The 11,550-nt window shown below is 65.9% G+C and carries 14 protein-coding genes; 9 read left to right on the forward strand and 5 right to left on the reverse strand.

What is annotated here, in order from left to right:
• Positions 1–36 precede the first annotated feature (36 nt).
• The 4 genes from rpsP to trmD all read left to right on the forward strand — a co-directional run bounded on the left by rpsP (position 37) and on the right by trmD (position 2,535).
• The gene (gene rpsP / locus AC1DNE_RS01155) at positions 37–405 is read left to right on the forward strand and encodes a 30S ribosomal protein S16 (protein WP_476765072.1); all 369 of its coding nucleotides are present in this window, start codon (positions 37–39) and stop codon (positions 403–405) included.
• A 99-nt stretch (positions 406–504) separates the two neighbouring features.
• A complete protein-coding gene (gene rimM, locus AC1DNE_RS01160; protein WP_476765073.1) occupies positions 505–1,026 on the forward strand; it encodes a ribosome maturation factor RimM in 522 nt (173 codons plus the stop codon).
• The gene (locus tag AC1DNE_RS01165) at positions 1,013–1,684 is read left to right on the forward strand and encodes an HAD family hydrolase (protein ID WP_476765074.1); all 672 of its coding nucleotides are present in this window, start codon (positions 1,013–1,015) and stop codon (positions 1,682–1,684) included. Before rimM ends, AC1DNE_RS01165 begins: the two co-directional genes overlap by 14 nt.
• A gap of 155 nt (positions 1,685–1,839) precedes the next feature.
• A complete protein-coding gene (trmD, locus tag AC1DNE_RS01170) occupies positions 1,840–2,535 on the forward strand; it encodes a tRNA (guanosine(37)-N1)-methyltransferase TrmD (protein ID WP_476765075.1) in 696 nt (231 codons plus the stop codon).
• Between the two features lie 114 nt (positions 2,536–2,649).
• On the opposite strand, the gene AC1DNE_RS01175 is transcribed toward trmD, so the two are convergent.
• The gene (locus tag AC1DNE_RS01175; protein WP_476765076.1) at positions 2,650–3,024 is read right to left on the reverse strand and encodes a rhodanese-like domain-containing protein; all 375 of its coding nucleotides are present in this window, start codon (positions 3,022–3,024) and stop codon (positions 2,650–2,652) included.
• A 53-nt stretch (positions 3,025–3,077) separates the two neighbouring features.
• On the reverse strand, positions 3,078–4,280 hold the full coding sequence (locus tag AC1DNE_RS01180) for a pyridoxal phosphate-dependent aminotransferase (RefSeq protein ID WP_441469799.1): 1,203 nt from the start codon (positions 4,278–4,280) through the stop codon (positions 3,078–3,080).
• A gap of 164 nt (positions 4,281–4,444) precedes the next feature.
• Between AC1DNE_RS01180 and AC1DNE_RS01185 the strand changes: the two genes are divergently transcribed.
• Positions 4,445–4,927: a YaiI/YqxD family protein gene (locus AC1DNE_RS01185; RefSeq protein WP_441469798.1), complete on the forward strand. Its 483-nt coding sequence runs from the start codon at positions 4,445–4,447 to the stop codon at positions 4,925–4,927.
• Positions 4,928–4,963: 36 nt separating this feature from the next.
• On the opposite strand, the gene AC1DNE_RS01190 is transcribed toward AC1DNE_RS01185, so the two are convergent.
• Entirely contained in the window at positions 4,964–5,641 is a 678-nt protein-coding gene (locus AC1DNE_RS01190; RefSeq protein ID WP_441469797.1) for a hypothetical protein, read from the reverse strand.
• 324 nt (positions 5,642–5,965) lie between these two features.
• Here AC1DNE_RS01190 and AC1DNE_RS01195 point away from each other — a divergent pair, with 324 nt between their 5' ends.
• The 4 genes from AC1DNE_RS01195 to AC1DNE_RS01210 all read left to right on the forward strand — a co-directional run bounded on the left by AC1DNE_RS01195 (position 5,966) and on the right by AC1DNE_RS01210 (position 10,659).
• Positions 5,966–6,940: a Bug family tripartite tricarboxylate transporter substrate binding protein gene (locus tag AC1DNE_RS01195; RefSeq protein ID WP_441469796.1), complete on the forward strand. Its 975-nt coding sequence runs from the start codon at positions 5,966–5,968 to the stop codon at positions 6,938–6,940.
• Between the two features lie 105 nt (positions 6,941–7,045).
• Positions 7,046–8,347, forward strand: a complete 1,302-nt coding sequence (locus AC1DNE_RS01200; protein WP_476765078.1) for an NAD(P)H-dependent oxidoreductase — start codon at positions 7,046–7,048, stop codon at positions 8,345–8,347.
• 367 nt (positions 8,348–8,714) lie between these two features.
• A complete protein-coding gene (locus AC1DNE_RS01205; protein ID WP_476840884.1) occupies positions 8,715–9,416 on the forward strand; it encodes a phosphatase PAP2 family protein in 702 nt (233 codons plus the stop codon).
• Between the two features lie 112 nt (positions 9,417–9,528).
• The gene (locus AC1DNE_RS01210; protein WP_476840885.1) at positions 9,529–10,659 is read left to right on the forward strand and encodes a PQQ-dependent sugar dehydrogenase; all 1,131 of its coding nucleotides are present in this window, start codon (positions 9,529–9,531) and stop codon (positions 10,657–10,659) included.
• A 131-nt stretch (positions 10,660–10,790) separates the two neighbouring features.
• Here AC1DNE_RS01210 and AC1DNE_RS01215 read toward each other — a convergent pair whose 3' ends face one another.
• Positions 10,791–11,093, reverse strand: coding sequence for a hypothetical protein (locus tag AC1DNE_RS01215; RefSeq protein WP_476765080.1), 303 nt, complete (start codon positions 11,091–11,093; stop codon positions 10,791–10,793).
• 166 nt (positions 11,094–11,259) lie between these two features.
• Positions 11,260–11,520 (reverse strand): SemiSWEET family sugar transporter, encoded by a 261-nt coding sequence (locus tag AC1DNE_RS01220; RefSeq protein WP_441469791.1) that lies wholly within the window; start codon positions 11,518–11,520, stop codon positions 11,260–11,262.
• Positions 11,521–11,550: the final 30 nt, after the last annotated feature.

The following is an 11,550-nucleotide window of genomic DNA, read 5'->3' on the forward strand; positions in this document are numbered from 1 at the left end:
GCACGACTTCAAACTTCAAACCAAAGGAAGAAGACCATGTCCCTCAAGATCCGCCTGACCCGCGGCGGCGCCAAGAAGCGCCCCTACTACCGCATCGTCGTCGCCGACGCCCGTAGCCCGCGCGATGGCCGCTTCATCGACAAGATCGGCTCCTATGACCCGATGAAGCCGAAGGACGCTGCCGACCGCGTCGTGCTCGACATCGAGAAGGTCCAGTCCTGGCTCGCCAAGGGCGCCCAGCCGACCGAYCGCGTCCTGCGCTTCCTCGACGCCGCCGGCATTGCCAAGCGTCCGGCCCGCAACAACCCGAACAAGGCTGTCCCGGGCGAGAAGGCCAAGGAGCGCGCCGAGAAGAAGGCCGAGAAGGCCGCTGCTCCGGCTGCCGAAGAAGCCGCCGAGGCGTGAGCTTGACTGCTCGCACGTCATTCTCGGGCGAAGCGCAGCTTCGACCCGAGAATCTCCTGCATGAGATGCCCGGGTCAGGCCCGGGCATGACGTGCTGACATGAGCGAACTCATCCTGCTAGGCATCGTCGGTGCGCCGCATGGCGTGCGCGGCGAGGTCAGGATCAAGACCTTTACCGGCGATCCGCTCGCGATCGCCGGTTACGGCCCGCTCTCCGACAGCAAGGGCCGCAGCTTCGAGATCACCGATATCCGCCCTGCCAAGGAAGTGGTCGTCGCCCGGCTCAAGGGCGTGACGACGCGCGAGGCGGCCGAAGCGCTGAACGGCGTCGAGCTGTTCGTCGCGCGCGACAAGCTGTCGGCAGGCGAGGACGAGGACGAGTTTTTGCAGGCCGATCTGATCGGCTGCAGCGTGGCCGGGCCGGACGGCATCGTGCTCGGCACCGTCACAGCGGTCGAGAACTATGGTGCGGGCGACCTGCTCGACATCGAGACGCCGGACGGACGATCCGTCCTGATGCCCTTCACCAAGGCCTTCGCACCGCGCATCGACATCGCGGCGCGCCGGATCGAGGCCGAGCCGCCCCTGGGATTGTTCGAGCCCGACGATGACAAACGATAGGCCGGCCCGCGCGCTGATCTTCGACATGGACGGCACCATCGTCGACAATATGCGTTTCCATGACGACGCCTGGGAAAGCTGGCACGTCAGCAACAAATTACCCTTCGACCGCGAGACCTTTTCGGCCCGCACGGCCGGGATGGCGCTGGCCGAGATCGTCGGGCCCTACTTCCCGCATGCGACCGCCGACGAGATCGCGGCGATGGGCGATGCCAAGGAAGCGCTCTATCGCGAGGCCTATCGCCCGCATGTCGCGGCGACGGCCGGTCTGCTGGAGTTGATGGCGCGAGCCGATGCGGCGGGCGTGCCGATGGCTGTCGGTACCGCCGCGCCGCCGCCGAATATCGAGGTGGTGCTCGATGCGCTGGACCTGCGCCGGCGTTTCGCCACCATCGTTTCGCCGAGCCAGGGTTTTCGCGGCAAGCCGCATCCTGACATGTTCCTGGCTGCGGCCGAGCGGATGAATGTCGACCCCGCTGATTGCATCGTCTTCGAGGATGCCCCGCTCGGCGTCGAGGCGGCACGGCGTGCCGGCATGCGGGCGGTGGCACTGCTCACCCTGCTCGATGCGAGCGGCTTCGCTGCTTATGACAACCTGATTGCGTCGGCTCCCGATTTCACGGCGCTGGACGGCTTGCCGGCGCTGCGCTTCAGTTAGTTGCTGTCCATCTTGGCGGGTCATCCCGGACAAGCCGCGTGAGCGGCGCCGATCCGGGATCCATGCCTGAACCGTTCCGGCATGGATCCCGGGTCTCCACTACGCTCCGCCCGGGATGACAGGCTGGAAGCAATTGCCTTATTTCAAGGTCGACCATGCCCTTTCGCGCTTCGATCCTGACGCTCTACCCGGAGATGTTTCCCGGGCCGCTCGGCATTTCGCTGGCGGGCGAGGGGCTGCGCAAGGGGCTGTGGTCCCTCGACACTCACCAGATCCGCGACCACGGCATCGGCCGCCATCGCAATGTCGACGACAACCCGGCCGGCGGCGGCGCCGGTATGGTGCTGCGCTGCGACGTGCTGGCGGCGGCGATCGATGCGGCGGTAGCGACGGATGATCAACGTCCGCGCCTGCTGATGTCACCGCGCGGGCGGCCCTTGCAGCAGGCGCAGGCGCGTGAATGGGCCGCGGGGCCGGGCCTCGTCATCGTCTGCGGGCGTTTCGAGGGCGTCGACGAGCGCGTGATCGAAGGGCGCAACCTGATCGAGGTCTCGATCGGCGACTACATCCTCTCCGGCGGCGAGATGGCGGCGCTGACGCTGCTCGACGCCTGCGTGAGGCTTATCCCCGGCGTGATGGGCAAGGTGGCGTCGGGCGAGGACGAGAGCTTCGAGAACGGGCTGCTCGAATATCCGCATTATACGCGGCCGCGTGAATGGGAGGGCAGGGGCCTGCCGGACGCGCTGCTCTCCGGCGACCATGCCCGCATCGCGAAATGGCGGCGCGAGCAGGCGGATAAGATCACGCGGGAGAGACGGCCGGATTTGTTGAAAGGACATGGCCAAGGCTGACCTGTGCCGTCATTCTCGGGCGAAGCGTAGCGCAGACCCGAGAATCTCTTTCCGGAAGAGGCGCCTTTTTCTGCATGAGATGCTCGGGGCAAGCCCGAGCATGACGGCCGTTCCTTACCGATAACCCGCCACCGGCAGTCTCTCGGCCAGCCAGCCGCCCGGCCCGAGCACGCCACCACGCACCGCCGCGAGATCGCGCCAGCCGCGTCCGCCCAGCTTCTGCGCCACGGCAACCGCCTGCGCGCCGGTGCGATCGATCAGCACGATGCGCTTGCCGGGATTGTCGAGGCGAAGCCCGGCGATCCTGACCTCGAAGGCCGGTGCGTCGACGTCGAGTGGCACGGCTCCCTGGGGCAGACCTGTATCGGCCCATTCCTGCGCGCCGCGGATATCGACCAGCAAGATCCGCTTCGCCTGGGCGGCCTCGAAGGCCTCGCGTGCGGAGAGCGTTGCCGTTGCCTGCCCGAAAACGAAAGTGGCCGGAAGCACGAGGCTCCCGGCCAGAAGGGTGCGGCGCGTTGCGGCGCCTTTGATCATTGTGCTCAGCGCAGCTCGGCGCAGAAGCGCTGGATGCGGCGGCAGGCCTCTTCCAGCTTCTCGTCCGAAGTGGCGTAGGAGATGCGGAAGTTCGGGCCGAGGCCGAAGGACGAGCCGTGCACGGCCGCGACGGCTTCCGTTTCCAGCAGGCCCATGACGAGGTCCTCGTCCGTCTCGATCTTCTTGCCGTTCGGCAGGGTCTTGCCGATCAGGGCGGAGCAATCGGGGTAGACGTAGAAAGCGCCTTCCGGCACCGGGCATTTCAGGCCGCGGGTCTGGTTCAGCATGGAGACGACGAGGTCGCGGCGACGCTCGAAGGCCTTCTTGAAAACCGGGATGTGCTCCTGCGTGCCGTCGAGCGCCTCGACCGCGGCCCACTGCGAGATCGCCGAGGTGCCCGAGGTCTGCTGGCCCTGGACCAGGTCCATGGCGTTGATGAGGTGCTGCGGGCCGGCGGCGTAGCCGATGCGCCAGCCGGTCATGGCGTAGGACTTGGAAACGCCGTTCATGGTCAGCGTCCGCTCATAGAGGGCGGGCTCGACCTGCGCCGGGGTGACGAACTGGAAGTCGCCATAGACGAGGTGCTCATACATGTCGTCGGTCAGGATCCAGACATGCGGATGGCGCATCAGCACGTCCGTGAGCTTCTTCATCTCGGCATGGCTGTAGGCGGCGCCGGACGGGTTCGACGGCGAGTTCAGGATCACCCACTTGGTCTTGGGGGTGATGGCCTTCTCGAGATCTTCCGGCTGCAGCTTGAAGTCGTTCTTCAGGTAGGTCTCGGCGAAGGTCGCCGTGCCGCCGCAGAGCGCCACCATCTCGGGATAGCTGACCCAGTAGGGCGAGACGCAGATGACCTCGTCGCCGGGGTTCAGCGTGGCGAGCAGCGCATTGTAAATGACGTGCTTGCCGCCGGTGGAGACGATGGTCTGGCTCGCCTTGTAGTCGAGGCCGTTCTCGCGCTTGAACTTGCGGGCGACGGCCTCGCGCAGCTGCGGGATGCCGGAGACCGGGGTGTACTTGGTCTCGCCGCGACGGATCGCGGCGATGGCCGCTTCCTTGATATTGTCCGGCGTATCGAAATCGGGCTCGCCGACGGAGAGCGAGATCACATCCTTGCCCTGGGCTTTCAGGTCCCGGGCCTTCTGCGTGATCGTGATGGTCGCTGAGGGCTTCACGCGCTTCAGGGCATCGGCAAGAAAGGCCATGGGACTGGTCTCCGGAGGAGCGGAATGGTGAGCGCCCAGTGGGGCGCGCGCGTGGTTTATGACTCGGCGGCAATGATCGCAAGCGCAACTGCTTGATGTTTTGCAGAAGGGTCATGAATTCGAGGCGGTTTGCCCTTGCGGTCACGGCATGCGAAGGCCGAGACATGACGAGCGCTGCCGCAACCATCGCGATCTATGTCGATGCCGACGCCTGTCCGGTGAAGCCGGAGATCTACCGGGTCGCCGAGCGGCATCGCATCAAGGTCTTCGTTGTCGCCAACAGCTTCATCAACGTGCCGCGCGAGCCCTGGCTCGAGCGCGTCATCGTGTCGGACGGTTTTGACGCCGCCGACAACTGGATCGCTGAGCGGGTCTCGCGCGGCGACATCGTGATCACCTCCGACATCCCGCTGGCCGATCGCTGCATCAAGGCCGGCGCCGATGTGATCGGTTCGACCGGAAAGCCCTTCTCCGAGGCCTCGATCGGCATGGCGCTGGCGACGCGCGACATGATGGAGGACCTGCGGGCGATGGGGGCGGCGAGCGGCGGGCCAAAGCCGTTCTCCGCCCGCGACCGCTCCGCTTTCCTGCAGGCGCTGGACGTCGCGGTCCAGCGCCTCAAGCGTGCCGGATTCCAGGTCAGCTGAAAGCCATTTCGACGCAGGCCTTGACCTGCGCCCATCTCAGCGCTCCGGGAACAGGAATGTCAGTACGGCACGCACACCCCAGCGCGGAGCGTCATCGGGCCTGACGGCATAGTATTTGAGGCCGATGCTGGCGCTCATCGCCTGTTTGCCGACATTGAAGACCTGCGAGGCACTGACATTGATCGGGACGGTCCATTTGCGGTTGACCCAATCATAGTTCGTCTCGGTGTTGAGACCGACGCTGAACCCTTGCCCGAAGCTGTAGGACAGGAATGGCTGAAGCAAGGTCGTGCTGACGTCGCTGCGACCATCCGGCCCGGCATAGGACCAGATGTGGTTTGCCAGGCCGCCAACGGTCCACGCCCCTTCCTGCACCAGCAGGAGCGCGGTGGGTCCTGCGCCCCATTTGCCGGAGCCCAGCTTTTCGCTCGAGGCCGTGGGCCAGAGAAAGACAGGGCCCAGCGCCCATATCACGCCGTTCTTGGGTGAGCTCGGCGTGAGGAAGAAGCTCTGGGTGATGTCGCCGACCCCGGCCGCGTCGGCCGCGCCATATCGCTCGCGCCGGATGACCGGCAGGATCGTCCGGACGATCAGGTTCCAGTCCTGGTTCAGATGGACTGGAATAACGGGCTGGATATTCGTCGTTGAGGAAAAGCCATCGTTCTTGGCGCCTCCCCGGAACTCGAAATTGCCCTGCAAGGGCAGACTGATCATAGGCGAAACCGGATTTTGGAGCTTCTTCGAGAGCTCTTCCGCATCCTGTGCGACGGCAAGGCCAGGCAAGACACAAATGGCCGCGACAAGCTTCGCGGCCATCCTCAACAACGATTTAGGCATAGACAGAAAAGGCCCCACGCATGCGGCTCGAATCGGCCGCGACCTTACGCTACCCGAGGGGCCGGCCGCGCTACAGCGCGCCGAGCGCAGGATGGTACGTCATCCTGGCATTCCTTCCCGCGCTGGACGTCGGCAGGCTTTCCCCCTAATTCTCGCCACAACCAAGGCCCGTCTCCTAACCGGGCGCTCCGGAGGATGCTCATGTCGTTGACCCGTCGTTCCACGCTCGGCCTGATGGCCGGCGCCGTCTTCGCTCCGTCGATCGTCCGGGCCCAGAGCTTCCCCAGCAAGGTCGTCACCCTGGTCGTGCCCTATCCGGCGGGCGGGCCGACAGACGCGATCGCGCGCTTCGTCGCGCAGGATCTGTCGACGGCCTTCGGCCAGAACGTCATCGTCGACAACCGGGCGGGTGCCTCGGGCGCAGTCGGCACGCGCGCTGTCGCTCATGCGGCTGCTGACGGCTACACCATCATCTTCGGCAACAACCAGACGCATGGCAACAACATGTTCCTGCTGAAGGAGCCCGGCTACGACGCGGTGAAGGATTTCGCGCCGCTCGCCGGTGTCGGCGCCTTCGAGCATGCCTTCGTCGTCCGCAACGACCTGCCGGCCAAGAACATCCAGGAGCTGATCGCGCTCGCCAAGGCGGAGCCGGGCAAGCTGAATTACGGCTCGACCGGCGTGGGCTCCGGCTCGCACCTCGCAATGGAGCTGTTCATGCAGCGCACCGGCATCAAGATGACGCATGTGCCCTTCCGGGGCGCCGCGCCGCTGGTGCAGGAGATCGTCGCCGGCCGTATCGACATCGCCAATTCGACGTTGCCGAGCGTGCTCGAGCAGATCAACGGCGGCGCTCTGCGCGCGCTCGCGCTTGCCAGCCCCGAGCGCAACCCGCGCGCCAAGGACATCCCGACACTGCGCGAGCAGGGCGTGAGCAACGCAGACGCCGACTCCTGGGCCGCCTTCTTCGCTCCGGTGAAGACGCCGGATGCCGTGCTGGACACGCTGTCCAAGGCGGTCATCGCCTCGCTGAACAAGCCCGAGACGCGTGAGGCCATCCTGAAGCTCGGCTTCACGCTCAAGGTGCGTGATCCGGCGGCGTTCAAGCCCTATCACACCCAGGAGATCGCGACCTGGAAGCAGATCATCGCCGATGCCGGCGTGAAGCCGGAGTAAGGCGCCTCGAGCGTCATTCCCGGGCGGAGCGGAGACCCGGGAATCTCGTCGAAGAGATGCACGGGGCAAGCCCGAGCATGACGGCGCTCCGGACGGAGTGAAGCCATGAACCTGATGCCCAAGCTCGCCGCCCGTCGCGAGGCCGGGAAGCCGGTGCGCGCGGCGCTGATCGGCGCCGGCAAGTTCGGTTCGATGTTCCTGTCGCAGGTGCCGCATATCGAGGGGCTTGAGGTCGTGGTCATCGCCGATCTCGACCCCGAGCGTGCCCGGGCCGCTTGCCGCAATGTCGGCTGGGACGAGGCGCGGATCGCACGAACCCGTTTCCTCGACGATGGTGTTCAGGCTGCACGCACAGATGGCGTCGAGGTGCTGCTGGAAGCGACGGGGCATCCTGCCGCAGGTGCCCGGCATGCGCTCGCCGCCATCGAGGCCGGGCGCCATGTCGTCATGGTCAATGTCGAGGCTGATGTGCTGGTCGGGCCGGTGCTGGCGAAGCGGGCGAAGGCTGCCGGCGTCGTCTATTCGATGGCCTATGGCGACCAGCCTGCGCTGGTCTGCGAGATGGTCGACTGGGCGCGCGCCACTGGCTTCACCGTCGCCGCCGCCGGCAAGGGCACGAAGTACCTGCCGGCCTATCACCACGTCACGCCCGACGACGTCTGGGCCCATTACGGCCTGACGCCGGAGGCGGCGAAGACGGCGGGCATGAACCCGCAGATGTTCAATTCCTTCCTTGACGGTACGAAGTCCGCCATCGAGATGGCGGCCATCGCCAACGCCTGCGAGCTCGACGTGCCGGAGGCGGGTCTCGCATTTCCGCCCTGCGGCGTCGACGATCTCGCCCATGTGCTGCGCCCACGCAGCGTCGGCGGGCAGTTGGAACGGGACGGCATGGTCGAGGTCGTGTCCTCGCTGGAGCGGGACGGCCGCCTGGTCTTCCGCGATCTGCGCTGGGGCGTCTATGTCGTGCTCAAGGCGCCGAACGACTATGCCGCCGCCTGCTTCAGGCAGTACGGCCTGCCGACCGATGCGACCGGGCGCTATGCCGCGATGTACAAGCCCTTCCACCTGATCGGCCTCGAACTGCCGATTTCGGTGCTGAACGCGGCACTCAGGGCCGAACCGACCGGCACGACGAGCGGCTGGCGGGGCGATGCCGTCGCAGTCGCCAAGCGGGCGCTGAAGGCAGGCGAGATGCTGGACGGCGAGGGCGGCTACACCGTCTACGGCAGGCTGATGCCGGCGGCCGCGAGCCGCGCCTGCGGCGCGCTGCCGATCGGACTTGCCCATGGCGTGAAGCTCAAGCGAGACGTGGCGGCCGGCCAGCCGGTGACGGAGGCGGATGTGACGCTGGACGAAAGCCAGCCGATCGTGGCGCTGCGTCGTGAGCTCGTTGCGGTGAGCTAGCGTCAAAAACGGCAGCGAGCGGCATTTTTAACGATGTGCGTTGACCGAGACTTAAGCGTCGCGAGCTATCGTCGGCCTCCGGTCTAGAAGGTGGCGTGTCTTGGAGACAGTAATCGAAGCGCAGGAGGCCAATCGAGCTAATCGTATCACGTGGGCGCTGCTCACCTGCTTATTGCTCGTTGCACTTGGCTGGTTGCCGTTCTCGACGGTCTCGCTCGCGCCGATGTCGCTGCTGTTGCCGATCTCGGTCGGTGCCGGCCTGACTGCGGGCGCGTGGTACTATCGCTGCCGACGCGGAGAAGGCAGGCTGTCCGATGCCCTCGATTGCACCGGGCAGATGACCGCCTTCACGGCCCTCGGACCGATGTTGTCCTATCTGATCGCGACAGTCGGCTTTCCGCTTCAGGATCGAGCGTTCTACGCAGCAGATCTCAGCCTTGGGCTTGATTGGCTCGCCTATCTCAAAGCCGTCGATGCCCGTCCCTGGCTCGGAGCACTGTTTTCGTTCGCCTATGCGAGCTTCATTCCTCAGGCGATCGTGCTGATCGCAGTGCTGAGCTTCAGCGGTGAGGGAACACGGATCCGCGTCATCATTCTCGCGATGATGATCGCGGGGGTGATAACGATCCTCATTTCCGGATTCCTGCCGGCGATGGCAATGTTCGTCCATTTGGGGCTTGGCCCTGCCGACTACCCGAATCTCAAGCCGGCGGCTTCGTTCGTCCATGTCGTCGACATGGCGGGCCTGCGGTCCGGTGCCCCTTTCCGCCTCGACCTCATGCGAGCCGAGGGGATCATTACCTTCCCGTCCTATCACGCGGCAGTCGGAATGCTGCTGCTGATCGGCAGCGCAGCCAATCGCTGGGCGCGATGGCCGCTCGGGCTCCTGAGTCTCACGATGATCGCCGCAACGCCGATCGACGGCGGCCACTACTTCGTCGACGTGGCGGCAGGGCTCGGGATCGCGGTGGGCAGCTATTTCCTGGCGCGGCGTTTCATTGTCGTGACTGGGCCGGCTTGCCAAAGCAGTGCTCGCCTCGCTAATGCCGGCCTGCAAGCGACATTGTGATGGCGCATCATGTAGTCGTCTCCGAAGCGCCCGGGGCCTACGCCTAGCCCACGCCTAGCGGTCGCGCCCTTGACGCTTCTTGGGCGAGTTGCGTCGTCTTTTGGGAGCCTCCATGCGCAATCCGATCCTGCGGATCAGTATCCTCAGTGCGATTTTAGCGATGGAGCCGAGCATGGCGCCAGCCCAGCAGCGTTTCCCCTCCAGTGGCGGCGAACTCGCCGTCGAGAGCGTTGCCAGCGGGTTGCAGCATCCTTGGGGGCTCGCCTTCCTGCCGGACGGGCGCATGCTCGTCACCGAGCGCCCCGGCAGGCTCAGGATCGTCGATGCCAAGGGCGAGCTGTCCCGCCCGATCACCGGCGTTCCCAGCGTGGTGGCGCGCGGGCAGGGCGGGTTGCTCGGAGTGACGCTTGACCCTGCCTTCGCGCAGAACCGCCTCGTCTATTTCTCCTTCGCGGAACCGCGTTCAGGCGGCAACGGCACCAGCGTCGGACGCGGGCGCCTCAACGAGCAGAGCACTGCGCTGACCAATGTCGAGGTGGTCTTCCGGCAGATGCCCTCGATCGAGTCCAACATGCATTTCGGCTCCCGCCTCGTCTTCGATCGGACGGGGGCACTGTTCGTCACGGTTGGGGACCGCTACAGCCAGCGCGATCAGGCGCAGAATCCGGCCAATCATCTCGGCAAGGTCATTCGCATCCGCCCAGACGGCGGCGCGCCGGCCGACAACCCCAAGAAGCAGGGTTGGGCGCCGGAAGTCTGGTCGATCGGCCATCGCAACGTCCAGGGCGCGGCGCTGCATCCGGACACGGGCCAGCTCTGGATGGCCGAACACGGCGCCCGCGGCGGCGACGAGATCAACACGCCCAAGGCCGGGCTGAACTATGGCTGGCCGGTGATCACCTACGGGGTCGATTATTCCGGGGCGAAGATCGGCGAGGGCACGGCCAAGCCCGGCATGGAGCAGCCGCTGTTCTACTGGGACCCGTCGATCGCGCCCTCCGGCGCGGCCTTCTACACTGGCCCGGTCTGGCCGGCCTGGAAGAACTCGCTCTTCGTCGGGGCGCTTGCCGGCCAGATGCTGGTCCGGCTTTCGACGCAGGGCGAAACGGTGACCGGCGAGGAGCGGCTCCTCACCACGATCGGCGAGCGCATCCGTGACGTGGTCCAGGGGCCGGACGGGTTCCTCTACCTGCTCACGGACGACGACAACGGCAAGATCCTGCGGGTGCGGCCGGCCAAGTGAGCATAAGGGCACGTCATGCCCGGGTTTGACCGGAGCATCTGTCGTCGAAGGAGGCTCCTTCAGCCTCATACTGCCCGAGATTCTCGGGTCTACGCTTCGCTACACCCGAGAATGACGTTCTGCGGGGCGCCTTACGGCCCGCAATCCCACTCGCTTTCGACGGCGAAGACCTTGCGCGTCGAGAGGTGGCCGTCCGCGTCATAGAGATCGCCGACATAGTACTCCGTGCCGGTGGCATCGCGCGTGCTCCGCTCGACCTGCAGCGACCAGCCATAGCCGAGCTGCTTGCCGCCCTGCCAGCTGCGATGGATGGCGCTCGGCGAGGCGGCGGAGAGGATGCGGGCCGTGTCGCTGCTCGGGCTGCAAGTCGGCCCGGCGATCGCCGCGCCCGGTGCGAGCATGAGGCCAAAGAAGATCAGTGCCGTCTTGTTCAAGGCTGGTATCCCCAGTCGGTTCGTCGGTTTGGAGCGTCGGCCAGAGCTGAGCGTGCTCAGCCCTTGGCGTGAAAAAGACTCAAGGAGGGCATGCAGGGTGGGCTTTCTTGCGACGGCCTGTTTGACGACGACAGATAACGGGCTTTCCGCATCGCGGTTCCGGCCGTCAGCCGAAGCGGAGCTTCATGGTGATGATGAGGAGGACGAGCAGGAGCGTGAGTGCATTGGCGGCTATGACCGGCCAGGAGAGGATCTGGATGCCATAGCTCAGCCACAGCGCAGTGCCTGCGGCAAAAAGTCCCTGTGTCCATAGCGAGATCGCGCGGGTGTCGCGGGTGCGGATGGTCCGCCAGGCCTGCGGCAGCCAGCAAAGGCTGGTCAGCGTGGCGGCGGCGAAGCCTAGGAGTTCGATGGCGGCTGGCGACATGGCGGCGAATCGCGGGAAGAAGGGTTGCTT

The sequence above is a fragment of the Allobosea sp. 05L423 genome (assembly GCF_056397745.1).

Excerpts from the sequence above, each read along its gene's own strand:
- AC1DNE_RS01200 (WP_476765078.1), top strand. The coding sequence starts at position 7,046 with ATGAACCTGATGCCCAAGCTCGCCGCCCGTCGCGAGGCCGGGAAGCCG.
- AC1DNE_RS01210 (WP_476840885.1), top strand. The coding sequence starts at position 9,529 with ATGCGCAATCCGATCCTGCGGATCAGTATCCTCAGTGCGATTTTAGCG.
- AC1DNE_RS01195 (WP_441469796.1), top strand. The coding sequence starts at position 5,966 with ATGTCGTTGACCCGTCGTTCCACGCTCGGCCTGATGGCCGGCGCCGTC.
- AC1DNE_RS01220 (WP_441469791.1), bottom strand. The coding sequence starts at position 11,520 with ATGTCGCCAGCCGCCATCGAACTCCTAGGCTTCGCCGCCGCCACGCTG.
- AC1DNE_RS01180 (WP_441469799.1), bottom strand. The coding sequence starts at position 4,280 with ATGGCCTTTCTTGCCGATGCCCTGAAGCGCGTGAAGCCCTCAGCGACC.
- AC1DNE_RS01190 (WP_441469797.1), bottom strand. The coding sequence starts at position 5,641 with ATGATCAGTCTGCCCTTGCAGGGCAATTTCGAGTTCCGGGGAGGCGCC.
- rimM (WP_476765073.1), top strand. The coding sequence starts at position 505 with ATGAGCGAACTCATCCTGCTAGGCATCGTCGGTGCGCCGCATGGCGTG.
- AC1DNE_RS01165 (WP_476765074.1), top strand. The coding sequence starts at position 1,013 with ATGACAAACGATAGGCCGGCCCGCGCGCTGATCTTCGACATGGACGGC.
- AC1DNE_RS01185 (WP_441469798.1), top strand. The coding sequence starts at position 4,445 with ATGACGAGCGCTGCCGCAACCATCGCGATCTATGTCGATGCCGACGCC.
- trmD (WP_476765075.1), top strand. The coding sequence starts at position 1,840 with ATGCCCTTTCGCGCTTCGATCCTGACGCTCTACCCGGAGATGTTTCCC.